Source organism: Paenibacillus lacisoli, from assembly GCF_030580655.1.
GTDB classification, from domain to species: Bacteria; Bacillota; Bacilli; order Paenibacillales; family Paenibacillaceae; genus Paenibacillus; species Paenibacillus lacisoli.
Map to the genome: position 1 here is coordinate 16,184 of NZ_JAUQTB010000022.1, position 25,142 is coordinate 41,325.

Here is a 25,142-nt window from a genome sequence, read left to right on the forward strand (position 1 = left end):
AGCGGCCTCAAAAGTACTATGTTCTTTGCCTGCAGCAAATCGCCTTGAGCTTCTGATTCTATTCTATATCGCTGGCATGACATTGCCTCCGTTGACCGGAATATACGCCCCTGTCACGAAGCTGGCCAAATCTGAAGCCACAAAAGCTACCGCGTTCGCAATGTCTTGATCGGTTCCGCGTCTCTTCAGCGGTACTTGCTTGATATAACCTTCACTTTCGGCCATCCCATTCGTGCGTTCTTGTTCACTGATCGTCCAGCCTGGAGCGATCTGGTTAACCGTAATTTGATGCTCTCCAACTTCTTTGGCAAGAACTCGATAGACACCGTCCATACCTCTTTTTCCAGCCACATAGGCCGATTGAGTCGGGAAATTCTGCATCGAACATTCTGTATTAATGCCGATAAAACGGCCTCCCTTCTTCTCGATCATTCCAGGGATGAAGGCTTTGGCTAGATAGACGCTCTGCATGACGCAGGAATCAAACTGGCTGACATAGTCCTCGGACGGCTGCTCCAGGACAGAAGTCCAATTGTACTGCACGACCGCATTCGCCACTACGATGTCTACGCGGCCCAGACTTGCCTCGACCGTTTGCTTTAGCTGTTCAATGGAGTCCTGCTTCGTTACATCGGCTTTGACGGCAATAGCACGTCTTCCTATCGATTCAATTTCGTCTTTCAGCTCAGCCGCTTTGGCCGCGTTGCTGTGGTAATGAACGACGATATCTGCTCCGCATTCCGCAAGCATTCGTGCAATGACTCGGCCGAGTTCTCCTGTTGCACCCGTTATTAATGCCAATTTCCCGGTAAGATCAAGTCTCATTGAACGTATCCGCCTCCTTCAGCAGCTTTTCAAGGGAAGCCACCACCATCTCATGATCTTCATGACCCTCGAGACCTGACACAGTAATCGTGCCGATCATACCCGCACCTTTAACAAAAATCGGGAAGCATCCTCCTTCGGCCGCATACTCCATAGGATCCACAAAAGCGTTATCTTGGACGGTCGTATTCCAGGATTTCATAAGAACATGTATGTAGTAAGAGCTATGTTCAAAATGATGGGCGACATTCATCTTGCGTGTGATCCACCGGTCATGACCTAAACCGTTTTCGTTCATTTTCGCGTGAAACAAGCTCATTCCGTTTTTACGAATATCTACGGTAATTTGCTTTCCCACATCAAAGGCTTTCGACAAAATCATTTGGCCTAGCTTGATGGCTGTATTATTGCTGAAATTCGTGAATTGCAGCTCCCGTTCCTGACGGAGAAGCTCTGCTAACCGTTCTGAATAGTCTTCCATGCCTGCACTTCCTTTACTGTAATATGTTGAAGCAGGATGCGAGTGGATCTACTTCAGTATACTGTGCCTTTCCTATTAAGGGAACTGTCGTTTTAACAACCTTTTATTGATTTTCTCCTCGCTTATCATCAAACCCAAACACGCAAAAACGCCCGTCCGCTAACCGGATGAGCGTTTTGAGATTATTTCTCCTCCTTCTGGATTTCGTGCTCCCTGATCACCTGCTCAATCCCGAGCAGGATCAGCTTCAAACCAAATTCAAAAGCTTTATCCGTGCCCATCAGTTCAAACAGATCGTTCTTAAACATTCTGCGAAACAGCCCTGCATCAGATTCACTCATAGAGTCCATAACACGAGTCAGCTCTTCACCCGGCAGTGAACCTTGATTTTTAAGGATCGCGGTGACATTTCGTTGATGCTGATAATCGTCCAGTACGAAGAAATAAACATAATTTACAAGCGTGATCACTACTTGCATTTTCTGCTCCTGCTCAAGCGGTGTAGTTTCCACACAAAGCAGCAAACGGTTCGTGTACCGGATGATATCCGGCTCATGAGGCAGGGTCATCATCATGAGCTGTGTGGAGCAGGGATACCGGCTGAGCACACTGCGCATCGTTGCAGCAAGCTCCGTCAGCTGCTCCTTCCAGTTCCCTTCTGAGTGGAATTCACCCAGAATAATTTTGGATATTTGATTTGCGAGACGCTGGTAGAGACTCTGCTTACTTTTGAAATACCAGTACAGAGATGGGGCTTGAATTCCCAGACGGTCGGCCAGTCGTCTCATACTGAATTTTTCAATGCCTTCCTCATCAAGAATTTGCCATGAGGCTTCAAGAATCCTATCCTCTGAAATCTGAATTTGCTGCTTTTTCATCGATAACCGTCCTTTTACCTAACAGTGTAAGATTATGCTTTACAGGTTTATAACTCCATGATATCATCTAACACTGTAAGGTTCAATCTAACAGCGTTAGATACTGACCGAAAAATGATAATGAAAGCAGGGATTTACATGGACGCAGAACACCTCCATTATTTTGAAAAGGCATCGATTCCAAAAGCAGTTGCTCATTTTGCTGTACCTATGATGCTGGGAACCTCAATGAGCGTCATTTACTCCATTCTGAATGCTTATTTCCTTGGCACGCTCCACCATACCGCCATGTTAACCGCACTCGCATTAACACTGCCGCTGTTCGCAATAATCATGGCTTTAGGTAATTTGATTGGCATGGGCAGTGGTACATTCATCTCCCGTCTGCTGGGAGGGGGTAAAGAGGCGGACGTCAAACATGTATCTTCATTTGCCTTTTACACCAGTTTAGTTCTCGGTATGATTACAATGGCTATCGGCCTCCCTTTCATCGATGCCATTGTACACAGCCTGGGGGCGACACCTGAGTCCTTCGGTTATACCAAAGAGTATGTAACAATCATGCTAATCGGCTCGCCATTTGTTGTATTATTCTTCACGCTCGAGAATATTGTTCGATCAGAGGGGGCTGCAATAACATCCATGATCGGCATGATTCTCAGTGTTGTTGTAAATATCATTCTCGATGCACTGGTTATTTTCGTGCTCCATTGGGACGTGATTGGCGTCGCATCTGCTACCGTTATCTCCAACCTGGCTGCGAGTTTATTTTATGTCTTCCACATCGGGTACAAAAGCCAATTCTTAACCATCTCCATCAAATACTTCAAAGTTACCAGGGATATACTTGGCAATGTATTCAAAATCGGCACGCCCGTCTTAATTATGAGCATCTTCTTAGGTGCCATGTCGCTCATTCTTAACCGTTATTTGGTTGAATATGGGGATCAAGCTGTCGCAGCTTATGGAATTTCTTCGCGTTTACTGCAATTTCCTGAGTTTATTCTGATGGGCTTATGCGAGGGAGTCGTACCGCTGATTGCTTTCACTTTTACAGCGAATAAATCACGCATGAAGCATACCATTGGATTTACAATTAAATCCATTCTTATATTGGCAGTCATCTTCGGTATCATTGTCTATCTGGTATCTGATCACTTAATTGGTTTATTTACGAATGACCCTCTATTAATAGAAATGGGCAGCTATATTCTGCGTGTCATTTTCCTATCGTTATTCATTTCAGGAATGACCACGTTGTTTACAGGGATCTTCCAAGCAACGGCGCAAGGAACCGCTGCATTCATTATGTCCGTTATTCAAGGGCTGACTCTGATTCCGGTGTTGTATATCGCTAATCAGATGAACGGCTTCCACGGGGTGGTCTGGTCACTTGTCATTGCGGATGCCGCAGCGTTCCTTGTTGGAGCGGTTATGCTGTATCTGCTGCGGAATAAGCTGCAGCCTGCTTTATAGGTCACAACCCATATATCCCATGATTATTATCTTGTCTGCTCGAACCAAAGCCCGTCACGAACAAAAGCAAGCCTTCACGGAAGAAGACTTGCTCGACAATACAGAATTCTGGTTGTAGAGAACCTTTGTGATTATTTATAGATGAAAGGACTATTCTTTCAATTTTATTTGAACTGAGTCGGAAGTTCCGCTAACAACCAAGTACACATCATGTTCATCCTGAGCTCCAGTGACGCTGGTCTTAAGTTCCGTCCATTTCCCTGACTTATTAGACTCAGGGAAATCGAGCTGACCGATCCGCTGTCCGTCAGGACGATCCAGTCGCAGCTCCAACGTACCACTCTTACTGCTGCCTGAGAGAACGGCCGTAAAGTCGGCTGCCCCTGGGTCACCAAAATCTGCATTCGCTATCCCGATCCATCCTCCATTTGTAATTACGGATACGACTGAAGGATCTTGAGGATCACCGGAAGTCATCTCGTGGGTCCAACGTTCCGTTTTCACTCCCGCACACCATGCCATTGTTGCACCTGCAGCACGTTCATATGGATTGAAAGGAACGGCCTGCTCGTTGCCTTCGGCTCTGTCGTTGGTCATCGCCCTACCATTCGGGAGAACAACAACCATAGGAATTATTTGGTGATCTGCATGCAAGTTATCTAGCAGGATGTCTACATCACCCTCATTTTTCCATTCGTCTTCATCTTGCCTATTCCATGCAGTAGAAAAAGTACAGGGTACCGCTGCTGTGCGGAATACCCCGGTGGGGTGTAAACATTCGTTTTGCGATAGCACCCGACCGACCGGCGACAGACGATCCTGGAGATTCCAGTCATTCAGGAACACGCTGAACAGCAGGATTACTGCCGGTTGATTGGGGCTTTTCAGCGCCTTAGCACAAGACTTTCGTAACAGCTGCCCTTAATCTTTGGTTATTCCCTCGATGGAGAAGTGACCTGGCAATCATGTCTCGATACGCTTGTGATTGGTCATCGACCACCAACTTGGCTGGAGACTCGGATGCCTCATAACCCTTGTTTAAGTAAAGAAAATGATACTAGCTGAAGCCAATGCACCAGCCTGTTCAAACTGAATAGCGAATTTGCCTGGAACATCGTCGTCCTGTGACCATTCATAGTCCTCCAGCGTGAGGAACGATTCCGAAGGTATTTCCGTTCGATCCCATGATGCTCAGATTTCATCGTGTCTGTTTACGGTCCAGCATTGGGGAAATCAATCTGATGATATTGAAAATTAGAGAAATCCGCTGTTCCCCCGGTCTCCCGGGTCGAGTACAGAAACAGACCGAACCTGCAGCCCATGAAGTGGTCCAGCTTATAGAACATCTGGTGGGTAATTCCGAGCGGCTTCCACACTTCATCATTCTGTCTGCTTTTATAGTAAAACTGGCATATATCAATGTTATTGGTGAAATCTGCCGCTGCTTTGAGTGTTATTGTTTCATCATATACCGGAATTCTAGCAAATTCAGTTCCTGGTTCCTGATCGATCAGGCTGCCAAATAGAGATGAATCCTCAGTCTCTCGCGCTATCATAACAAGATAGATCTGGCCGGACTCCTTGGTCAGTGCAATAAAACCATACGTACCGATCAGAAGACATAAACCTGCATAGTCGCCGTCATTCAACCCGCTGCCGTCCAGTGTCACGACTGCCTCACATGCTGGCCCGATGGTGCGCTGTGTAAGGGTATTGACTGCAAAAGTCAGATTTGGACTGATTCTGCCTGATCGGATCCGATAGGTGCCTGGCTTATCCGTTACAGACCACATGGTATCGTCAGGCGTATGGTTCCACTGCCACCATTCCATCAGCCGCACCTCGCCTTGTTCATCCGGCGTGTAGTGGAAGCTATCGCTTCCGACCAGGGGGCGGTATGCATAATTTGGTCTTGTACTGGGCAGCTCGATCATAGCCGGTGCCTGCTTGGCGAATACTGGGAACCCGTTCTCAAAAATGAGCGGAACCAGCACCGGAATACGGCCGACGGCACCGTGATCCTGAAACAGCATAGCCAGCCAAGTTCCATCGGGCGTATCGACAATCCCACCTTGCGCTACGCCCGAGTTAAAATAGCCCATATCGTCATTAAAAACGTCTCCTCCCTCAAAGTCGCCCTCTAGGGAATCAGCCGCGAAGCAGGCCTGTGTCCGTCGTCCTGCTGCATGAGAAATATGAATAAAGAAAGCGTAGTACCTGCCGTCAATCTTGTACATATGAGCACCCTCATACCCCAGGTGATACGGCTGCTGTTCTTGCACTATAATTCGGTGCAACCCGCCGGGTTTGGGACCGGAAAGGTCCTCTTTCAGCTCAGTCAGATGAATCTCGGCATTGCCGTAGATCATATAGACCCGGTCGTCATCATCGAATAACAGAGAGCCGTCATGATAAAAGCCTTCTATGTAGTGTTTCTCCCAGGGCCCTGCTATGTTAACGGAGGTGTAGAGATAAGTACGGCGGGTATCATTGGCCGCGAACATCACATAAAATGTCCCATTATGATATCGCAGAGAAGCTGCCCACATGCCTTTTCCGTATATATGCTGCCCGTCTTCAAGGCGCTGTGCTGGCGTATGATCCAATACATCAAATACATGAACAGCCACTTCCCATTGAATCAGGTCGTAGGAGCGCAGGATGACACAGCCCGGCATCATGTGCATCGTTGTGCTAACCATATAATAGGTGTCTTCTACCCGGATGACGTCAAGATCCGGGTAATCTGCCCAAATCACCGGATTTCGAAACATTTTTCTCAGCTCCTTTACAAGTTGGTTTAATGCATTCTCTATAAAATTATAAAATAGAACATCCAGCCTTGAAATGATGTATGCTGACTTATATTTGATCTATTCCAAGATTGACCTATTCAAATGGAACAACAAAAAAGGTATTCCGGAAGTCTGGCTTCCGGAATACCTTCAAATCATTGGACTGAACTTCTGCTTACATCGTGCTGGTGTCGATGACAAATCGATATTTCACATCTGAAGCTAGGACACGCTTGTAAGCTTCGTCAATCTCATCGGCTGAAATCACTTCAATTTGAGGAGCAATGCCGTGTTCTGCACAGAAGTCCAGCATTTCCTGAGTTTCACGGATGCCTCCGATCATAGAACCTGCAAAGGAGCGGCGATGACCAATAAGAGACATGACATTCAGGGAGAGCGGTTCTCCTGGGGCGCCTACGTTCACTAGGGTTCCATCAAGCGTAAGGAGTGAGAAATAAGCATCCAGATTAATGCTCGCACTGACAGTATTAATGATCAGATCGAAATGCCCCGCAAGTTTGCCGAAGGTATCCGGGTCACTAGTAGCATAATAATGAGTGGCACCAAATTGCAGACCGTCCTCTTTTTTGCTCAGAGATTGGGAGAGCACGGTGACTTCAGCACCCATCGCATGTGCGATTTTAACAGCCATATGGCCAAGACCGCCCATACCTACGACAGCTACTTTCTTGCCTGGACCTGCGCCCCAATGACGCAGCGGTGAATAAGTCGTAATCCCCGCGCACAGCAACGGAGCCGCAGCATCAAGCCCGATATTGTCTGGAATCCGGACGACAAAGCCTTCGGTTACGACGATATGAGTGGAATACCCGCCTTGCGTCGGTTCGCCGTATTTGTCAACTCCCGCGTACGTAGGAATATTTCCTTTTAGGCAGTACTGTTCCTCACCCTTACGGCAGTTCTCGCATTCACCGCAGGAATCAACCATGCAGCCGACGCCGACACGGTCGCCAACTTTATATTTGGTAACTTCAGAGCCAACTTCTGTGACAATCCCTGCAATCTCATGTCCAGGTACGAGCGGATAGTTAACCGCACCCCATTCACCGTGAGCGGTATGGATATCTGAATGACATATGCCCGCATATTTAATTTCAATCAGAACGTCATGTGTATCAAGATCCCGACGTTTGATCTCTGCTGCTCGAAACGGCTGATCCGGACCATCGACAGCTCTTGCTTTTGCTGTAATCATATTGAACCTCCCACAATAATCGGATTAAGAGAACAAATGGTTCATGTGATAGAGAACCTGTTGGAAACCTTTTTCAAGCCCCCCGCCGGTTCCCTACCGATACTTGTTCCTCTTTGCAGACTCATAGTAATCCTTATAGTTAACTCTAAGTCAAGTGAATGTTTTTTTTTGCGTACTTTGACTTTCATTAAAGCGCATGATATTGTACCCCATAGTCATTAAAGTTAACTCGAAGTCTAAAACAGGAGGAACAAGAACCAATGACAAAAGAATACTCAATCAGTGAGGCTGCCAAGGAGCTGGACCTTACACCGTATACCCTTCGTTATTACGATAAAGAAGGGCTTTTACCTTTTGTAGAACGGACATCCAGCGGCATCCGGCGGTTTAAAAAATCCGATATTGATGCTTTGAAAATTATAGAGTGTCTGAAATCAACAGGAATGCCGATTAAAGAAATTAAACATTTTATTGATTGGTGCTCGGCTGGAGATTCCACGCTGCAGCAGAGATATGATATGTTTATCGAGCGGAAAGCAGCTGTGGAGGCGCAGATGCGAGAACTGCAAAAAACGATGGAAGTGATCGAGCATAAATGCTTCTACTACAAGAGTGCATTGGAGGCTGGAACCGAAGATATTCATAAAGAAGTTCAGATCGGACGGGCCTTTACCAGCCCGTGAATCACATAATTCTTACTAAATATAAAAAGCCGCTGTTCAGCGGCTTATCCAATATCATTCTTCCAGCAATGCATTTAATTTCTGCTGGCGCTTTCTGTATTCAACCGGTTTTACACCTGTACGCTTCTCGAACTCCCGCAGAAAATGGTGATAATGCATATATCCGACATTCTCGGCAATCAGACGTACAGCATCCTTCGAATCGGTCAATCTTTGCCTTGCCTCGGCAATTCTTAAATCATGAACAAATTCCAGAATGGTAACTCCGTACTTCTTGATGAACGAATGGCCCAGATATACCGGATTGATGAAAAATTGTTCTGCAATATCTTTTACAGTAATTGGACGGTGATAGTTCTCCCGCAAGAAGTGTTCAACGTTGGCGATTGGATGCTCTGATTCCTTGTTCTTTCTTGACCTGATATATTCCATGCACAAACCCAGATAAGACTGAAGGGAGTTCTGAAGGTCGCTGATCGAACGGGGTTCATGTTTCATAAAATTTTCCGTCTCTTCTTGGATGTCAATGGATTCGTCGATTTCCTTGATCAATTTATTGGTCTCCATGACAATGTGCAAGGCTGTCAGGCGGATCATATCAGGAGACGCCTGTTGATGATGCAGCTCCTGAAAAAGAATGCTCAATCTGCTATTCACTTGTTTGTCCTGCAGTCTCTCTACAGCGGTCAGGAGTTTATGAATCAATTGACTACAAGGAAGCTTATACTGACGGGGGGTGGCACCGATTGTCTGGCAGTCTACCAGCCCCAGGCTTGGCTCGCCGGTCAGACAAGGGTACGCCGCATCAGCAGCCTGCTGATAAGATATTCGCAATTCCCTAACCGACCTTACCCTTGGACCTACAGAAATGACCATTTCGTGCGGTTCAGGCTGCTGCAGCTGGGAATAAAATAACTGGGCTACCTTCATGGCTGATCTTGAGCCGTTCACAGCAATTCCAGCTTGATGGTCATCCAATTCAACATAAATCAGGTTTTCATCGGTGGACAGTTTCCGGCATTTTTCCCTGTCTTCGAGTTGAAGTCCTTTAAGATGAACGTACTGCCACCCATGAACAGCAGCGTCCAGCTGCAAAGCCTGCTGCATCAAGAAAGGATCCTGCTCGCTCCATTCTCCTTTCAGCAATTTCATCAACGTCAAAGACAATGCCTGGCTTGACAGCTGCGATTGGCGAAGCTCCTTCTGTGCCTCTGTCTTCAAATGCCTGTGAACACCATGAAGCATCTCCTCCCAATCGGAGTCGAGAACCGGCTTGAGCAGATAATGTTTGACGTCGTACCCAAGAGCTGTTCTGGCATATTCGAAATCGGCATAACCACTCAAAATAATAAATACAGGCTGCCTGATATTCAGGCTGCGTACATTCCTTATCAGCTCCAATCCATCCATTCCGGGCATCCGAATGTCTGTGACGACCAGTTCCGGTCGGCTAGAGATAATGTGCGCCATTGCGTCTTCCCCGTTATCACAAGCTCCGCACACCTGGAACCCTAACTGGTCCCAATCTGTAAGCGTTCTCAAACCATCGAGTGAAATCGCTTCGTCATCAGCCAAAACAACCTTATACACAGTTCCCCCTCCATTCTTCCTGGATCATTATCGTCGGAATCGTGATGGTGATTGATGTAAGGACGTGTTCCTCGCTCTGGATCTGCAGATCAGCCTGACCTGCATAATACAGCTTTAATCGTTTATATACGTTGCGCAGTCCGACATGCTTACCCGGCTTCTCAGATTGCAGATGATGCTCAATCTCTGTCATCTTGTCTTGCGGAATGCCAATACCGTTATCTTGTACAATGACGGTCAGCAGGCCTTCTTTTACAAAAACATCTACGGAGATCATCCGTGCGCCTTTCCGCCATTGAAGTCCGTGCTTGCAGGAGTTTTCGACCAGGGCCTGTATGCTCATTTTGGGAATCTTGAATTCAGCTACCTCAGGATCAATGTTCAGTTCGTAAGCAAACCGGTCTTGAAATCTGAATTTTTCAATCTGCAGATACATTTCGGTAAATGTAATTTCTTCCCGGATCGTTACCAGGTCCTCCCTTTGACTGAGCAGCCTGCGGAGGATTTGAGCAAGATTGCGGATAATATCTATCACTTGTTCATATTTATGTTTTTTGCATATAACCAATATGGCATTTAGAGTGTTGAATAGAAAATGAGGGTCGACCTGACTCTGCAGGAAACTAAGCTCGGCACGAACCTGCTCAAGTTCAAGGTCTTTTTTCTGGATTTCCAGTTTGTATACGTCATTAATCAGGTTCTTGATCTTCTCGGACATCCGGTTAAAGCTGCGAATGAGTCCTCCAATCTCATCTTTGCCCTCATACATTCGTATAGGCTCAAATTGCTCATCCTTAACCTGCTTCATATGCTTATACAGAAGTCTCATTCTAAGATTATATGACCGGAAAATAACGACCATGAATATCGTGGGAATAATGGTCGTAATCAGAGCCACAATGAGAATAAGCCGGAGTATTCCATTCATTTCCGTGCTTTTTGCCTTTCGTTGGGGAGTACCTTCCAAATGCCAGCCTTGAGCATATTCAGGCGTTCCGAGCGGTCTTACAATTTTCCCGGCCGCTCCGCGATCAGACTTATCGGTTAATGGATCTTGATTGTTATGCAGCAGACCGTTGCCATAGGCATAATAGGGGCGCCCTGTTTCCAGGACAACCCGGTTCTGTTCATCCAGAAACTTGAACGCCAGATAATCCTGTTCTCTCTCGAATAGATCCTGCAGACTGTCCAGCCTCAGATCGATCCGCAGAAATTTGCTGTACTGAGTCAAACCTGGGTAATTATCCAGCTTGCGGATGATGCTGACATATACCATTTGCTGCTGCGGGTTTTTGGGATTGGTATCCAGGTAGGAGGTCAAGATCATTTTTTTGTTGGTATTCAACATTTTCCTGTACCACTCGCTGCTTTTGTCGCTGTCCCGGAGCTGAAAATAACTGTTGCCGCTCTGAATGGTCGGGTTGGTCGTATACACGCCCAGCCATAGAATATAAGAGTGAAGATTACTGTACTGACGCAGCCTGTCACGCAAATAGCTGTCATAATTGTCGTAGTAGCTGTCAAAGTCACTGTACTCATTATCAAGCAGCTCATACAGTGTGCGGTCAGCAGCCACATTGTTGCCAATGGCAACACATTCATTGACCATTTGGATAAAATCATACCCTGCCCGGTCAACGGAAATCTGCAGGTTCTCCTGCTCACGCGCTTCGGCATTCCGATTGATTTGCGCATAAAATAATGCATTGATACTGAGGATGGGGATAAGCACACATAACAAATAAATAAATAAAAACTTATAGCGGATGGGCATGTCATTCATGAAGGATAAGTATTTTCTGATCATTTTCATGTCTGCTCTCCCTGTATTTGGGTTTCAGCCCTTCTTGTATACGGATGGGGACATCCCGTTATAGGCTTTGAATTTCTCGGTAAAATACTCCGCATCCGAGTAACCTACCCGCTGTGCAACATCACAAATATTCAAATCTGTGCGCCTTAACAGCTTTTTGGCTTCTTCGATACGCAGCGAATGCAGAAATTCGTGAAAAGACATGCCCAGCTGGCTCTTTAGTCGCTGTCCCAGATAGGCAGGGTTCACATGCAGGGAGCCTGCTACGTCCTGAAGCTTAAGTTTGCCGCGATAATGCTTGCGTATATAGTCCATAGCTTCCATGACGATGCTGTCTTTCATGCACTCACGCCTGTTAGCAAACCAAGCGGCGGCCTCCTCCAGTTCCTGGATGGTCTGAGCCTTCAGTTCGTCCAGCGAAACCGATGCTCTAGCTGTACACCATTTCTTTTCCCAATCACCGGGGTTTCCCCCCATACGTGAAATAGGGGCAAGCAGCTCCAGCTTGAGATTTGCCAGAAAAGCCTCGATCCAGACCGTTGTGCCGATCCTCGAACAGAAAAATATAAATAAACGATGAATGCTGGGGCTGATGGACTCAATTTGACCTGACTCAACGGATTGAAGCAGGGTTCTTCTCAACGGATCAGGGACCAGATCGACATGCCTTCGATGATCATCTTCAAAATAGCGGATACGATTACACGCGGATACGGGATCATCCAGCCAAGCCGCAAGCGCTTCCATATAGGCGGATTGAAGCTGCCGGATACCGGTATGCGTCCGGCTTACCGCCAGGGACAACGGCTGTGCGAAATGGCTGCCGCTCTGCTCCGCAAAGGCTTCCAGACTTTCAGTCAAAATTCGGAAGCTGTCTGTTCTTGAGGTTAGGATAAATCCGTAACAGAACCGGGCGATCGAGAAAGGGTAAATTCTACAGACAGAAGCATACCCGAATAGTGCTGCTGTGCATGCATCGTAATAATCCACCGACTCTTCGCTAATTTCCACGAACGGATCGTCCACCCGATTGACGATTACACAGTGGAACATGGTCTCTTCATCGAGTTCAAGCAGCTGTTCCTGTAATCCTGACGCAACCTCATCAGACCGCGTCAGTAAAAGCCGGGACATCATTTCCATCTTCACATATTTGAATTTGTTATTCTGGTCCTTCTGTGTAGTCAGCTCGTTCCGAATCCGCCGGGCCGCCAGTTCAATCTCACGCTCCAGCTCAGGCTCTTCCAATGGTTTGGTCAGATAACTGGATACCCCGTATTGAATGGCTCTCTTCGCATACTCGAAATCGCTGTAACCGCTTACGACAATAAATTTGGTCCAGAATCCGATGCTGGACACGCGCTGTATCAGCTCCAGCCCGTCAATGACCGGCATCCGGATATCCGTAATCACCAGGTGAGGCTGCAATTGATGGATCAATTCCAGGGCATCCTCTCCGTCCCGGGCTGTGCCGCAGACTTCAAATCCAAGTCTGTTCCAGTCCACCATAAAGCGCAGGCCTTCCAGCATAATTGGTTCGTCGTCGACCAGCAGTACTTTTAGCATGAGTGTCACCAGCTTTTGTGAAAGGTATTGGGAATCGCCGGCTTCTTAAACAGAACAACCCGTTTCGGCTGTGCCGAAACGGTATGATCGTTCTTGTATAAGTACGCAGCTGCTGCTATTCTTTTACGCTTCCCAGATTCAATCCTACCACAAAGTACCGCTGCAAAAAAGGATAAACGAGCAGAATCGGAAGTGCAGTAACGATGGTAATTGCAGCCCGGATGGAAGCGGGGGTCACCATGGCGCGGGTCTGGTTTGTATTGGCGCCTGCCAGCATCGAAGGATCATTGTTCGTAGACATGGTCGAGCCCATCAGCTTCATCATTTCATACTGCAAGGTGCTCAATTTGATATCCGACGATGCATAGAGAAAGGTATCAAACCAGGAGTTCCATGCCCCAACCGCAATAAACAGAGCAATCGTAGCCAGAACAGGCACACATAATGGAAAGATGATATTCCAGAAAATTCTGAATTCTCCAGCCCCATCAATCTTGGCCGATTCCACCAGCCCTGCTGGCAGCGAACGGATATAGGTGCGGATGATGATCAGGTTAAAGGCGCTGACCAGACCAGGTAAGATATAAACCCAGAAGGAATTCAGCAGCCCCAGATCTTTAATCAGAAAGTAGTTGGGAATCAGGCCTGCGTTAAAATACATCGTCAATATAAAAATGATGCTGATCCATTTCCGGAAAATGTACTGTGGCTGTGCCAGTGTATATGCAAGCATCGTCGTTAGGAATACACCAAGGATTGTAGACAGCACCGTCCTTGAAACGGATATAAAGGCTGCATGATAGATGGTGCCTGATACAAAGACAGCTTTATAGTTTTGCAGGGTCCATTCATGCGGCCAGACGTAGATCCCGCCTTTAAGTGAATCGCCGCCATCATTAAATGAGATTGCCATGGTATGAAGAAACGGATATAAGGTAACCGTGACGACCAGCAGCATAAATAAAGTATTTAGTGTGTGGAACACCACCGGCTCCATTTGGAGCGGTTTTCTCAACACGCTTTTCATCAGGTACCCTCCTTATACGAGACGTTCCTCGCCAAGGCGTTTGGCGATATAGTTGGCGTTGAAGACAAGCGCGATACTCACAATCGTTTTGAAGATCCCTGCCGATGTTGCAAGCGAATAGTTCCCCATGGAGATCCCGTATTTAATGACAAAAATATCAATGGTCTGAGACCAGTCCATGACAAGACCGTTGCCAAGCAAGTACTGAACCTCAAAGCCTGCATCCAGAATATGTCCGATATTCATGATCAGCAGAATAATAAAGGTCGCCTTGATGCCCGGGAGCGTAATGTAACGCATTTTTTGCAAACGGCTTGCACCGTCGATAGATGCTGCTTCGTACCTGGCAGGGTCAATCGACGTGATCGCCGCCAGATAAATGATGGTGTTCCAGCCAACTTCCTTCCAGACGTTCGAGGCGCCTACAATGCCCCAGAAATACTTGCCTTCACTCAGCCACATAATGGGCTGGTCGATCAAATGCAGCTTCATAAGGACGGTGTTCACGATTCCGTCCTCGATGGACAGGGAGTTCGCAACAATCCCGGCTGCAATGACCCATGACAGGAAGTGAGGAAGATAGGAAATCGTCTGTACGGTACTCTTGAATACTCTGACCTTAATCTCGTTCAGCAGCAGAGCCAGTACAATGGCTGTAACGAAGCCGAGGACAAGATTGATAAAGCTCATGGCAACCGTATTGCGGAGCACATTGAGAAAGGCATCATCCTGGAACAGGAATCGGAACTGTTGAAGTCCCACCCACTCCTGTTTGAAAATGGATAAAGCAGGCCGGTAATTCTGAAAAGCCATCAGCCAGCCCCAGATGGGGACATAAGCAAACAGGATGATGTAAAGTGTGATGGGAACCGACATCAAAATGAGCTGTTTCTGTGCTTTTATTGTTTTCCAGCTTATGGATACGCCGATCTCTGGATCGACCTTCCGTTTCTTTTTAACTTTTGCAGGTTTGACTTCTTCTTTGGCCAGTATTGTATCTGACATCCAATCCCCTCCCCAAGCAATGATTACTGTAGAACTGCAAGCATGTGGCTGAGGAATTCCTCCAAGCCACATGCTCACAGCCGCTAAACTTTATTTATTACTCCAGTTATCAATCCGCCACTGAATCTGTTCATTAATAAAATCTTCATAAGCCTTAATGTCCAGCTTGTGGATCTGGCTCACGTATTCGTCCCACTCGGAATCAAAGCTTGATGGGTTGGCCATGATGACCTTTGGCAAGTATTTTACCTGCAGGTCATTCAGCTTGGTACTCGTCAGCTGTGCAGCTGACCCGTCAGGAAGGGTAATGGTGTAGACCGGGAAATAGACCGGATTTGGCGGCGGCTCTTTGAAGAACTCGGACCAGGTTTTACGGTTATACGCTTTCAAAATTTCCTGGTCATAAGGCTTCAGGCTGTCGAAAAATTCCTGAGGCTGTGTACCAGGATCAGCTGCATTGCCATCGCTGTAAGTGCCTTGTATTTTAGGCATATAACCAAAGAAGGTTTCCGCTTTATTGGATAATCTCCAGGTTGTGCTGTCTGCATTTTGGCGCTGTTCAGGTGTCCGGTAGAATTTCCCATCCTCTTTGACCTTGTAATCTTCATCCTTAATGCCCCATTGCAGTGTCTTTTGCCAATCTTCGGTGATCATGGTATCCAGAAATTTGATAATGCGCTCCGGATCTTTGGCATTAATGGAAATTCCCAGACCACGGTTCAGGTTGAGTGCTCCTTTATCCCGGTAATATTCCTCCACGCCATCATAGACGAGCGGAAATCCGATATACGTATTCTCAATTTTGCCTTGTGAAATCAACGAAGTCTCTGCATCCTGGAAGTTCCAGTGCTGGTCAAACATGCCGATGACTTTACCGCTGGCGATCTTGGCGAGGTACTGGTCGTAGTTCTGCACGAATGCTTCTTTATCCAGTAGACCTTGCGCATTCACTTCATTAAGCTTCTTGAAATACATCTTGCTGATATCCTTATCAGCGAAGATCTGTGCTTTATTGTTATCTACGATGACACCGCCATCATTGGGATGACCGGAGAGATGTTCTGGAGGGTTCTGCAGCGGGAACACCCGCCAGTCAAAGTTCAGCGTCTCGAAGCCGATCATATCGGGATGTTTGGCTTTGTACTGGGCAATGATGTCAAAGTATTCATCCAATGTTTTGGGAGTTGGATAACCCATTTCTTTGAGCACAGCCTTTTGAAGGTAGAAGCCTGGACCTTGGTATGTCGGCTCACTGACTTTGTTGTGGTAGACGCCATAACTTGGCAGGACATAAATATGGCCCGTTTTCGGATCCTTCATCTGGTTCCACACTTCAGCATAGTGTTTCTTCAGGTTTGGAGCATATTTTTCGACTAGATCTTCCAAAGGGATAAAAGCACCTGCATTGATCAATTTGTCATTGCCTGAAATGATATCGGGATAGTCGCTGCCTGCGATCATGACACCAAGTTTCTGCTGTAGATCGCCTACCAGATACTCCATATTGAAGCTCACGCCGGTCTTTTCTTTGATCAGCTTATAGATCTTGTTATCGGCGGGCGCTTGCTGGCCCGGACCATCCATAAACACAGAGAAAGTAACCGTGCCGTCTCCCGTGTCCTCCGAACTGTTCTCAGCGGCTTTGTTGTCACCGCTGCAGCCCGAAAGAAGAAGTGAGAATGCAAATAAGCAGGTTAATACAGTTGATGCAGCATGCTTTACCTTTTTATGCATTTCCAATTTCCTCCCTTTTTGAGCTTGATCCATGTCTCTCTTTACCTGATGTTAGGTAAATTATATAAGCAAAGAATGCGCTTACAAATTCACAAAATAAAGGGATCTCCCCCCCAAATTATTAAATCGTCCGGTATCGCCTTATTTTAGATTATCAGCACACATGACGAAAAGACCCACAACTATACCGATAGATCCTCGGTCCGTTGTAGGCCTTACCTTCAATCTGAACAGAAGGATGATTGCAGAAAAGGCTAGGAAAGACGGAGTATGGAATAAGCCATGTTCCTGCCCTCGTTTAAGGACAAAAACATGGCATTTGACATTATATACAGGAGTAGACGATGTTTCGCAGCCGCCGCTGAACATAATTTTCCTGGCTGTTCAGCAGATGCTGAGCATACATAACGGTCAGCTCGGAGTCTGGATCGATGATGGCCATGCAGCCCGCAGCACCGTTCCATCCGAACTCTCCAAGTGGACTTAACGAACCGCTTAATGACTTGGATATATGAGTCCGCACACCAAGCCCATAACCATATCCTTCCATGTGATCCCATGAATAGTCTTTGCTAGTCTGCTCGTTCAGATGGTTCGTGCGCATCAGTTCTACTGAAGCTCTGGACAGAATTTTGACGCCATCCGGGCTCGTGCCATGCCCAGTAAGCGCATTCAGGAACAAGGCATAATCATTGACGGTAGATAACAGTCCGGCGCCGCCGCTTTCCAGTTCCGTACCTACCCGGAACCCGTTTCCGTCCATACGTACAGCTTTATCGAGATCATCATTAAATATATACTGCGGGATAAGACGAGCCTGCTGCTCTTCATTCAGATCAAAAGTGGTATCCTTCATACCGAGCGGCCCGGTGATCTCGTCACGCAGATAATCACCAAAGCGTCTGCCGCTCACAACCTCTACCAGGGCTCCGAGCACATCATGGCACATACTATAGTTCCAGTGCGTACCTGGCTCGAACAGAAGAGGTTCCTTGGCGATGGCTTTCGCCAGTTCCCGGGTGGATAAGGTTCCGTTGGTGCTTTTCACGGCTTCCTGAATGCTTGGTGAACTAATATCATAGGTGAAGCCGGCTGTCATCGTAAACAAGTCGCGAACGGTGATCGGTCTTGCTGCTTTCTCCAGACTGATATCTCCATTAATCAGTGTTTTCTTTACCGTCATCTCTTTATATTCCGGCAGGTAGTTAGACAACGGATCTCGTAGCAGTATGTCTCCTTTCTCTACAAGTTGAAGTCCTGCTGTACAGGTCATGATTTTCGTCATGGAGTAAAGGTTAAAGATCGCTCCTTCGCTGATCGGTGTTTTCTCCTCCAGATTGGCAAATCCGTTCCGGTATCGGAAAACGGTATTATTTTTGTGCATGACGAGCACCTCTGCCCAGGGAATACGCCAGGAAGTGATGCGGTCAATAAAAGAAGCAAGCGGTTTAAAATCCATCATGATCCTTCTCTCTATGTAGATTTGTGCTCATGTGATTATGTGATCCATGGAAGATCACACCTATTAATATAGTACCATTTGATTACATTGACCACTCTCTAACGAATAATACCATACCGAATCATTAAAAAACGCACTGGATTCAAAGATCCGATATTCCAGAAATCATTCTCCCGCCTACCGCCGTTCTGATTCATCATGATAGACACGGATCACGATATCCTGATCATGATTGCCAAACCCGGAACCATACAGAGTTAATCCACCTACATTGTTGGCGTCAGCCTCAACGGAAAATCGAAGTGTCCAGAACGGTTCAGTCAGCTTAAGATCTGTGATGGTCACCTCGGACATCTTATTGCCGTCGATATAGGTACCTGAATGATCCATGCGTATGGTCTTCAACAATCCATACTGATTGACGTTGCGATGCCACCATTCCGGTGTATATTTGCCGCGGGCGGCTCTGCCAAAATCTGCAGGGCTGGTCCAGGTTCCGAGTCGAACATCATTGAACCTGAATGTAATGTCTGAGGGCCAGTGATCTTTTAGGCCAGGTGCTTCAGAGGCGAGCTCCGCCGATATTTCGACAGCCACTGCAGTCTGGTCCGGAGACAAATAATTAGGCACTTTATATTCTACATATCCTTGACCGAACCACAGAATCGAAGCATGAACCCGCTCCGGGTCCCAAAAATAACGGGGATCGTCCCACACCCCTATTTCCTTCTCACGGCTGCCAAGTCCGCAGGTTGGTTGAACATCAAAAGCGGTATAATGACCAACAGAAATCGGCTGTTCGATGACCTTCATGTTAGCACTGCTTGAGGGAAGTTCAATTTCAATCCTTTTCTGCTGGAGAAAGCACAGCTTGTGAGTACCGCCATCACGTCTGACCCTTCGGCTCCCGATAAGCTCGGCCTGTTCCAGTTTTCTGACATGCATGGTGATGATCGAAGGACTGAGTTCTAGCTCGGCTGCAATTTCTTTTACACTTAATTCATTATTACTGAGCAGCTTCATAATCTTCCATCTGACTTTACTTGCCAGCGCCTCATATAAAACCATATATTTGGGTTCACCATTTGCTTTGATCATATTCATTAATCTCCTAGTTCAGCTAGTTAAATTCATAATTATATTAATTCAATCTCGAATAAATGGATACATAACTGATTTCAATTGAACTCAGAGAAGCATTGTTGTTTAATTCTATTAGTACCCGATGAATGGGACTCGTTAGATTGAACTTATGAATGAGGTGGACCAATTGCAATATAACAACCCGGTAATTAAAGGCTTCTATCCAGACCCGAGTGTCTGCAAAGTAGACGATACCTATTATCTGATCTGCAGTTCTTTTCAGTATTTTCCCGGTGTACCGATCTTTGAGAGCAAAGATTTACTGAACTGGCAGCAGATCGGCCATTGTCTGACGAAGACAAGCCAGGTGCAGCTGGAGAAGGTGAACAGCTCTGGCGGCGTGTTCGCTCCTACCCTCCGCCATCACAGCGGGCGTTTCTACATGACAACCACCAATGACACGACTCGCCAGAACTTCTATGTATGGACCGATGATATTTATGGGGAATGGTCCGAACCGATCTATGTCGATCAAGGTGGAATTGATCCGGATTTGTATTTTGAAGAGGGTAAAACGTACTTTATGAGCAACGGTTTGGATGATTTCGGCGTCCCGGGGATTGTTCAATGTGAGATCGATATTGCAACCGGCAGCAAAAAAACGCCAAGCCGTACCATCTGGCAGGGCACCGGAGGCCGATATCTGGAAAGCCCACATATGTACAAAATTAACGGACTTTATTATCTGCTGGCTGCGGAAGGCGGAACGGAATACGGTCATATGGAGACTTATGCGCGTGGTCCCTCGGTAACCGGCCCATTCGAGGCCTACCCCCATAACCCTGTCTTGACGAACCGGAATCTAGGAGGCTATCAGCTGCAAGGCGTCGGGCACGGCGACCTCGTTCAGGATCATCAGGGACACTGGTGGCTGTTTCACCTGGGATTCCGGCAGATCGGGCAGTGGCAGACGTATCACCATCTTGGACGCGAGGTTTTCCTGACCCCTGTCACATTCGGTGAGGATGGCTGGTTTACAGCAGGACATAACGGAACCACATTACTCACGTTTGAAACCGATCGGATTGCAGATACAGCTGCTCAAGTCGAGAAAAAGATATTTACGTTCGAAAATACAGAGTGGGACAAGGACTGGTGTTATCTGCGGCATCCGCATACCGAGAATTATCGGTTAGAACCGGATAAGCTGAGCCTTCAGGGAACTGATGTTACGCTGGATCAGGCAGAATCGCCGACGTTTATCGGCATCCGCCAAAAAGACTTCGAAGCGGTCATTTCTTGTGACATTCATCCTGCTGACGGAGAAGCGGGGATTACCCTGTATATGGATGAACATCACCATTATGATCTGGCTGTTCGCCGAGATGGAGAAGGTTATCGCGTCGTGGAACGGCTTAATATCGGGGACGTCAAATCAATTCAAAATGAAGTGGATCTGAGAGGTATTCAACGGGCCACACTGGTAATTCAGGCAGCGCATGACCATTACACCTTTCTCATTCGGGAGGATGGTCAGGAAACACAATTAGGTACAGCACAGACGCGATACCTCTCCTCCGAGGTGGCCGGCGGGTTTACGGGTGTGCTTATCGGTCTGTATGCTGTAGGTCAAGGCGCTTCAGCCGAGTTTTCGAATTTTAGCATTGAGTATGTTTGATCGTATATTGGATGACAAAAAGACTCCTTATAGAAGGAGTTTCTTTTTGTGTACTATGAGTTTTGTAGATAACGAGGGCTGCGTATAAGGTATCACTTTCATTTATTCGTCATCCTTATAGGGATTTGCGTAAAGATCCACATCGATTTCCGCCCCAATGGAGTGTACATAACGAATTAACGGTTCATGAAAATATAACGCAGGGGTTATACCTTCTTCGATAATGATTGCAATATTAATTCGAAAGATTAATGAATACTCTTTTTTGATACTATGTAGAACATGCTCTTTTCCTTTGGTTAAATACAAAATTTCATGAAGCTGCTCGTTCACATCCAGGCTTTCTTGATATTCATGGCTATATGACCAGACCGTCTCTTCTCTATACCTTATAAGCTCGTCTGATCCTGAATACACTGGCTCGCCCTTGCTATAGCTGTATGACGGCGACATTTCCATTCTTAGTGAGACCATATCCAAAGGAAACTGGTCACCATATATGTTAAAAGATACTTTAACTCGAGTTGAATGATTCACGTCAATCCCCCATCCATGTCTAGCTTATTCATTTCAAGCATAGGACATTACAAACCCTTCTTCCCTATGGTCTTGATCTATTTCATATTCATCCACAAAAAAAAGCATTCGAATGATCTTCAAATCCAGGCAGTACACTGTATTTAATTATGATGGATTCGGCTTTCTCCCTCGTGGAGTAAATGCCAATTATTTAAGTTTCTTCCACTTCATCGATCTCATAACTATGCTGTAAAAAAACTTTCGTCATATTAGGTCGTACCTTTCCGATCAGTCTTCACGTTGTCCCTTATGGAAGTAATAAGCCTTGCCGCTGTCGTCCTGGCGGTTGATCAGCTGCGCACCACGCACATAGCGGGCTTTAAAGTTAACTTGGCCGTTTTTTACCGTGCCTTCCGCGATGATTTTTTCACCATCGTAATAGTAGCGGCTTGTGGTGGCTACGCCGCCCGCGGTTTCGGTGCTACGCTTAGCTGGTCTCTCCGTCGCTGCGGCTGGTGATAACTGTCATCAGCTTGCCGCCTGCCAATTGGCTAATTAAATAAGTTACTTCAAAAGCATAATATAGAGAATTATATATTAATAAACTAGATTTGTTATAAATTCAAAAAGCAAGTAGTCGACTTAGAGTTGCCGAAATCTATAAAAAAGACTTTAGAGGCATGAAAGCCGATATCAAGGTCAGTATAGAACTCAATTAATTGTGGCCCACTGATAAAAAGATTTTAATATCTCCTCAAGATTTCCTGGACCTCCAGCACCAATAAAACACCCATCTTTTATTTCACAATAAATCCAATCTTCATCAGTTCGATCTAATTATTCCCATCAATATTTATTTCAACATACCACCCGGGATTGTCAATCGAGGTAATTTTAATCCCATTGCTATGTTCCCAATCCCCATCACACTGTGAGGCATACCATTCTTGTAACCACTTTAAAATCTCCATTCCTTACACTCCTTAAGGCTTCCCTGGAATTTCCCAAGGATTTGGTTTTCTTACTCCTCCTGGTGTCTTCGGGTCATTGACTTGACAGTTTTAGGCGATTTACCAGATCCTCAACTTTCTCGACCCCTCTTGATATAGGTCGGTTTACCCATTCCTCTCCGAATTCAAAGGATCGCTTAATGTTCCTTACTGCATCCCCTGCCATCTTGGCTAAGAATGATGCTGGTCCAGTGTATTTTTGTAGCCATTTTTGTAAATCTTCGACTTCATTCGTTCCTATTTTCATTTCATCACCTGGCTGACCTTGTAGGGCAGCCACAATTTCTGCAGCGCCCATCGCTTGCGAAGCTTCTTCCAAATCCAGATGGTCGTGTCGAATTGCATAGTTAATTGTAGATTCAACTAGGGATAGGTCACTATGCTCCACTAATTCATTGATCCAATCCAACACCTCGTCGTTTTGAAAAATTCCTATTCCCCAAGATCCCAAATATTTCTCTCCTTAGTGATTATGTTTGCCGCGTTTACCTCACTCAATTGCTCTCCGCATGCATATGTTTAATTACAATCCCATAAAAATTTTAATCTTTAGTATATTCATCAATAACTTTTTCATTACCACAGCCCACAATAAATTCACAGCTATCTGGTGTAAGAAAAATCCCTAACGTTTGAACAGTCATCTCTTTGCTCGCTGGCTCAATGTGATAATGTCTTCCTTCTTTATAATTATGTGCCAACCTAATCAGCTCAGTTCCTAAACCAATAAGGGCATTTCTACTTAGAAATAAAGTTACTTTAGATGAATCAGTTATTTCTTTTCCATTTACGTCATAAACTTGTAAAACACCTACATTATCTGCAAATCTTTCAAATCCATCGTTTTCATCATTTTCAATATCAATTAAATATTTCACAACATCCTCCCCTTTCTAAAATCTATCAATAATATTCCCATTACTATCCACAATAATATGGTATGAATCTCTAGATTTCCACTTGCCAGCAGAGGTCTTAGTTTGTATTTCCACATTATAATGTTCTACTGCATTAGGATACTTCGGCTTTATTGGATGTGCTTTTATACCTGTATCCTTTCTAAATATTACCTGAGTATTATCGTCAATCTTGCTTATAATATTATTGCCTTTTATTTTTCCATTTTTTATTAATGACTTTAACTTATCTAGAACAGATGCGGCCTTACCCTTACCTCGATATCTAGCCCAGCTTCTGATGTCACTAGCAGTCGGAGGGGTTGAAAGTTTGTACTTATAACTACTGCTGCCGGTGCTAAATCTAGATTGTCCTGACTTTACCGTAAATCTGTTCCCACCCGGCATAGCACGAAGAGAACCATTAATCCCACCACCGCTTCTGCCTCTTGGACCACCTAAATTGCCACCTGTACAGTTATGCGTCCACAGACGCAGCGAAGACACAAAATAGTTATGTGTATCCTTCACGCGGAAGTTATAGACCATCACGTTCTCTTTTTTAATTTCAATCTTTTGAATCTCATACGTTTTCTTCTCGTTATCAACCAGGGTATCTCCAACGTTGAGATTCCGGCTCTCTACTCTTCTCGTTATCAACCAGGGTATCTCCAACGTTGAGATTCCGGCTCTCTACCCAGCCCTTACCAATAACCCAGAATGGGTGCTCGGCCGTTGTTACTATTTCCGTATCACCAACCTGAATATGATAGGTCTCGCTTGTCTCACGTTGGAACGTTTCTTCAACAGGCTGGTAGGCGAGCTTACCCGTCTCTTCATCTTGGGCTAATACCTTGTCTCCAACTTGAATCTCTTCAATGGGCTTGGAGCCATGGTCCGTTTCGACCAGCGTACCGGCCACGAAACAGTTCAGCGCACAATACTGCGTGGCTTCGCCGGTTGGATCAACGTAAGTTGTTGGATTATTCTCCACATACACATACGGATTCAAGCTTGACGGACGGTTCATAAACCCTTCAAACGTATCCTTCTGGATAAAGCGGCCCAGATCCGGGTCATACCAGCGGGTGCGCAAATACTGCAGACCTGTCACCGCATCCCAGTATTCACCGGAGTAGCTAAACAAGTTCTCGACCTTCTCTTCACTCACCACCGGGTTACCCCAGATGTCGTAGCTGTAAGTGTTCAGCACGGTCCCGTCTGCCTGCAGCAGCGCGGTTACGTCACCATGCCCGTTATGGAAGTAACACGCCTTCAAACATGGTGGTGTCTGACCATAATCAATCTGTTCAATGTAACGGATAGCGTGGAGTTGTCAACAAAAGTGCAGTTTGAAAACACCCCTCATACAGAAATCCCGTGATTAAGCTGCTTGTGACAGCAT

At 46.0% G+C, this 25,142-nt stretch carries 25 protein-coding genes; 3 read left to right on the forward strand and 22 right to left on the reverse strand.

Going from position 1 to position 25,142, the window contains the following annotated elements; genetic code table 11:
• Positions 1-63 precede the first annotated feature (63 nt).
• The 3 genes from Q5741_RS20560 to Q5741_RS20570 all read right to left on the reverse strand — a co-directional run bounded on the left by Q5741_RS20560 (position 64) and on the right by Q5741_RS20570 (position 2,184).
• On the reverse strand, positions 64-825 hold the full coding sequence (locus Q5741_RS20560) for an SDR family NAD(P)-dependent oxidoreductase (RefSeq protein ID WP_305025985.1): 762 nt from the start codon (positions 823-825) through the stop codon (positions 64-66).
• Positions 815-1,306, reverse strand: a complete 492-nt coding sequence (locus tag Q5741_RS20565) for a heme-degrading domain-containing protein (RefSeq protein WP_305025986.1) — start codon at positions 1,304-1,306, stop codon at positions 815-817. Before Q5741_RS20565 ends, Q5741_RS20560 begins: the two co-directional genes overlap by 11 nt.
• Positions 1,307-1,488: 182 nt before the next feature.
• Positions 1,489-2,184, reverse strand: a complete 696-nt coding sequence (locus tag Q5741_RS20570; protein WP_305025987.1) for a TetR/AcrR family transcriptional regulator — start codon at positions 2,182-2,184, stop codon at positions 1,489-1,491.
• A gap of 138 nt (positions 2,185-2,322) precedes the next feature.
• Between Q5741_RS20570 and Q5741_RS20575 the strand changes: the two genes are divergently transcribed.
• On the forward strand, positions 2,323-3,660 hold the full coding sequence (locus Q5741_RS20575; RefSeq protein WP_305026005.1) for an MATE family efflux transporter: 1,338 nt from the start codon (positions 2,323-2,325) through the stop codon (positions 3,658-3,660).
• Between the two features lie 150 nt (positions 3,661-3,810).
• Here Q5741_RS20575 and Q5741_RS20580 read toward each other — a convergent pair whose 3' ends face one another.
• The 4 genes from Q5741_RS20580 to Q5741_RS20590 all read right to left on the reverse strand — a co-directional run bounded on the left by Q5741_RS20580 (position 3,811) and on the right by Q5741_RS20590 (position 7,671).
• On the reverse strand, positions 3,811-4,257 hold the full coding sequence (locus Q5741_RS20580; protein ID WP_305025988.1) for a carbohydrate-binding protein: 447 nt from the start codon (positions 4,255-4,257) through the stop codon (positions 3,811-3,813).
• 74 nt (positions 4,258-4,331) lie between these two features.
• Positions 4,332-4,496, reverse strand: a complete 165-nt coding sequence (locus Q5741_RS21715) for an alpha/beta hydrolase-fold protein (RefSeq protein WP_407074397.1) — start codon at positions 4,494-4,496, stop codon at positions 4,332-4,334.
• A gap of 375 nt (positions 4,497-4,871) precedes the next feature.
• Positions 4,872-6,434 carry a glycoside hydrolase family 43 protein gene (locus Q5741_RS20585; RefSeq protein WP_305025989.1) on the reverse strand — a complete coding sequence of 521 codons (1,563 nt, stop codon included), beginning with the start codon at positions 6,432-6,434 and terminating at the stop codon, positions 4,872-4,874.
• A gap of 196 nt (positions 6,435-6,630) precedes the next feature.
• Complete coding sequence (locus Q5741_RS20590) at positions 6,631-7,671, reverse strand: NAD(P)-dependent alcohol dehydrogenase (protein WP_305025990.1); 1,041 nt, start codon at positions 7,669-7,671, stop codon at positions 6,631-6,633.
• Between the two features lie 260 nt (positions 7,672-7,931).
• Between Q5741_RS20590 and Q5741_RS20595 the strand changes: the two genes are divergently transcribed.
• Positions 7,932-8,354, forward strand: a complete 423-nt coding sequence (locus tag Q5741_RS20595; RefSeq protein WP_305025991.1) for a MerR family transcriptional regulator — start codon at positions 7,932-7,934, stop codon at positions 8,352-8,354.
• 54 nt (positions 8,355-8,408) lie between these two features.
• On the opposite strand, the gene Q5741_RS20600 is transcribed toward Q5741_RS20595, so the two are convergent.
• The 8 genes from Q5741_RS20600 to Q5741_RS20635 form a co-directional block, all read right to left on the reverse strand.
• Complete coding sequence (locus tag Q5741_RS20600; protein WP_305025992.1) at positions 8,409-9,944, reverse strand: response regulator transcription factor; 1,536 nt, start codon at positions 9,942-9,944, stop codon at positions 8,409-8,411.
• The gene (locus Q5741_RS20605; RefSeq protein WP_305025993.1) at positions 9,937-11,757 is read right to left on the reverse strand and encodes a sensor histidine kinase; all 1,821 of its coding nucleotides are present in this window, start codon (positions 11,755-11,757) and stop codon (positions 9,937-9,939) included. The genes Q5741_RS20600 and Q5741_RS20605 overlap by 8 nt, the downstream gene beginning before the upstream one ends.
• A gap of 24 nt (positions 11,758-11,781) precedes the next feature.
• The gene (locus Q5741_RS20610; protein WP_305026006.1) at positions 11,782-13,323 is read right to left on the reverse strand and encodes a response regulator; all 1,542 of its coding nucleotides are present in this window, start codon (positions 13,321-13,323) and stop codon (positions 11,782-11,784) included.
• A 115-nt stretch (positions 13,324-13,438) separates the two neighbouring features.
• Entirely contained in the window at positions 13,439-14,350 is a 912-nt protein-coding gene (locus Q5741_RS20615; RefSeq protein WP_305025994.1) for a carbohydrate ABC transporter permease, read from the reverse strand.
• A gap of 12 nt (positions 14,351-14,362) precedes the next feature.
• Entirely contained in the window at positions 14,363-15,355 is a 993-nt protein-coding gene (locus Q5741_RS20620) for an ABC transporter permease (RefSeq protein ID WP_305025995.1), read from the reverse strand.
• 90 nt (positions 15,356-15,445) lie between these two features.
• Complete coding sequence (locus tag Q5741_RS20625; protein ID WP_305025996.1) at positions 15,446-17,089, reverse strand: extracellular solute-binding protein; 1,644 nt, start codon at positions 17,087-17,089, stop codon at positions 15,446-15,448.
• Positions 17,090-17,414: 325 nt separating this feature from the next.
• Complete coding sequence (locus Q5741_RS20630) at positions 17,415-18,548, reverse strand: serine hydrolase domain-containing protein (protein ID WP_305025997.1); 1,134 nt, start codon at positions 18,546-18,548, stop codon at positions 17,415-17,417.
• A gap of 180 nt (positions 18,549-18,728) precedes the next feature.
• Complete coding sequence (locus tag Q5741_RS20635; protein WP_305025998.1) at positions 18,729-19,649, reverse strand: ArsR/SmtB family transcription factor; 921 nt, start codon at positions 19,647-19,649, stop codon at positions 18,729-18,731.
• A gap of 163 nt (positions 19,650-19,812) precedes the next feature.
• Here Q5741_RS20635 and Q5741_RS20640 point away from each other — a divergent pair, with 163 nt between their 5' ends.
• Positions 19,813-21,312, forward strand: a complete 1,500-nt coding sequence (locus Q5741_RS20640; protein ID WP_345784178.1) for a glycoside hydrolase family 43 protein — start codon at positions 19,813-19,815, stop codon at positions 21,310-21,312.
• A 102-nt stretch (positions 21,313-21,414) separates the two neighbouring features.
• Here the strand turns inward: Q5741_RS20640 and Q5741_RS20645 are convergent, their stop codons facing one another.
• The 7 genes from Q5741_RS20645 to Q5741_RS20670 all read right to left on the reverse strand — a co-directional run bounded on the left by Q5741_RS20645 (position 21,415) and on the right by Q5741_RS20670 (position 25,016).
• Entirely contained in the window at positions 21,415-21,849 is a 435-nt protein-coding gene (locus Q5741_RS20645; protein ID WP_305025999.1) for a DUF4279 domain-containing protein, read from the reverse strand.
• Between the two features lie 693 nt (positions 21,850-22,542).
• Positions 22,543-22,644, reverse strand: a complete 102-nt coding sequence (locus Q5741_RS21720; protein WP_407074398.1) for a hypothetical protein — start codon at positions 22,642-22,644, stop codon at positions 22,543-22,545.
• A 20-nt stretch (positions 22,645-22,664) separates the two neighbouring features.
• On the reverse strand, positions 22,665-22,802 hold the full coding sequence (locus tag Q5741_RS20650) for an Imm53 family immunity protein (RefSeq protein ID WP_305026000.1): 138 nt from the start codon (positions 22,800-22,802) through the stop codon (positions 22,665-22,667).
• A gap of 73 nt (positions 22,803-22,875) precedes the next feature.
• On the reverse strand, positions 22,876-23,292 hold the full coding sequence (locus Q5741_RS20655; protein ID WP_305026001.1) for a DUF4259 domain-containing protein: 417 nt from the start codon (positions 23,290-23,292) through the stop codon (positions 22,876-22,878).
• Between the two features lie 91 nt (positions 23,293-23,383).
• Complete coding sequence (locus Q5741_RS20660) at positions 23,384-23,719, reverse strand: Imm32 family immunity protein (protein ID WP_305026002.1); 336 nt, start codon at positions 23,717-23,719, stop codon at positions 23,384-23,386.
• Between the two features lie 15 nt (positions 23,720-23,734).
• Complete coding sequence (locus Q5741_RS20665) at positions 23,735-24,397, reverse strand: polymorphic toxin-type HINT domain-containing protein (protein ID WP_305026003.1); 663 nt, start codon at positions 24,395-24,397, stop codon at positions 23,735-23,737.
• Positions 24,342-25,016, reverse strand: a complete 675-nt coding sequence (locus Q5741_RS20670; protein WP_305026004.1) for an RHS repeat-associated core domain-containing protein — start codon at positions 25,014-25,016, stop codon at positions 24,342-24,344. Before Q5741_RS20670 ends, Q5741_RS20665 begins: the two co-directional genes overlap by 56 nt.
• Between the last annotated feature and the right edge of the window lie 126 nt (positions 25,017-25,142).

Bases quoted from the DNA above. Each gene is read 5' to 3' on its own strand.
- Q5741_RS20605 (WP_305025993.1), bottom strand. From the start codon at position 11,757: ATGAAAATGATCAGAAAATACTTATCCTTCATGAATGACATGCCCATC.
- Q5741_RS20620 (WP_305025995.1), bottom strand. From the start codon at position 15,355: ATGTCAGATACAATACTGGCCAAAGAAGAAGTCAAACCTGCAAAAGTT.
- Q5741_RS20570 (WP_305025987.1), bottom strand. From the start codon at position 2,184: ATGAAAAAGCAGCAAATTCAGATTTCAGAGGATAGGATTCTTGAAGCC.
- Q5741_RS20590 (WP_305025990.1), bottom strand. From the start codon at position 7,671: ATGATTACAGCAAAAGCAAGAGCTGTCGATGGTCCGGATCAGCCGTTT.
- Q5741_RS20595 (WP_305025991.1), top strand. From the start codon at position 7,932: ATGACAAAAGAATACTCAATCAGTGAGGCTGCCAAGGAGCTGGACCTT.
- Q5741_RS20565 (WP_305025986.1), bottom strand. From the start codon at position 1,306: ATGGAAGACTATTCAGAACGGTTAGCAGAGCTTCTCCGTCAGGAACGG.
- Q5741_RS20580 (WP_305025988.1), bottom strand. From the start codon at position 4,257: ATGACCAACGACAGAGCCGAAGGCAACGAGCAGGCCGTTCCTTTCAAT.
- Q5741_RS20635 (WP_305025998.1), bottom strand. From the start codon at position 19,649: ATGATCAAAGCAAATGGTGAACCCAAATATATGGTTTTATATGAGGCG.
- Q5741_RS21715 (WP_407074397.1), bottom strand. From the start codon at position 4,496: ATGACTGGAATCTCCAGGATCGTCTGTCGCCGGTCGGTCGGGTGCTAT.
- Q5741_RS20575 (WP_305026005.1), top strand. From the start codon at position 2,323: ATGGACGCAGAACACCTCCATTATTTTGAAAAGGCATCGATTCCAAAA.
- Q5741_RS20560 (WP_305025985.1), bottom strand. From the start codon at position 825: ATGAGACTTGATCTTACCGGGAAATTGGCATTAATAACGGGTGCAACA.
- Q5741_RS20650 (WP_305026000.1), bottom strand. From the start codon at position 22,802: ATGGAGATTTTAAAGTGGTTACAAGAATGGTATGCCTCACAGTGTGAT.
- Q5741_RS20625 (WP_305025996.1), bottom strand. From the start codon at position 17,089: ATGCATAAAAAGGTAAAGCATGCTGCATCAACTGTATTAACCTGCTTA.
- Q5741_RS20585 (WP_305025989.1), bottom strand. From the start codon at position 6,434: ATGTTTCGAAATCCGGTGATTTGGGCAGATTACCCGGATCTTGACGTC.
- Q5741_RS20610 (WP_305026006.1), bottom strand. From the start codon at position 13,323: ATGCTAAAAGTACTGCTGGTCGACGACGAACCAATTATGCTGGAAGGC.
- Q5741_RS20615 (WP_305025994.1), bottom strand. From the start codon at position 14,350: ATGAAAAGCGTGTTGAGAAAACCGCTCCAAATGGAGCCGGTGGTGTTC.
- Q5741_RS20630 (WP_305025997.1), bottom strand. From the start codon at position 18,548: ATGGATTTTAAACCGCTTGCTTCTTTTATTGACCGCATCACTTCCTGG.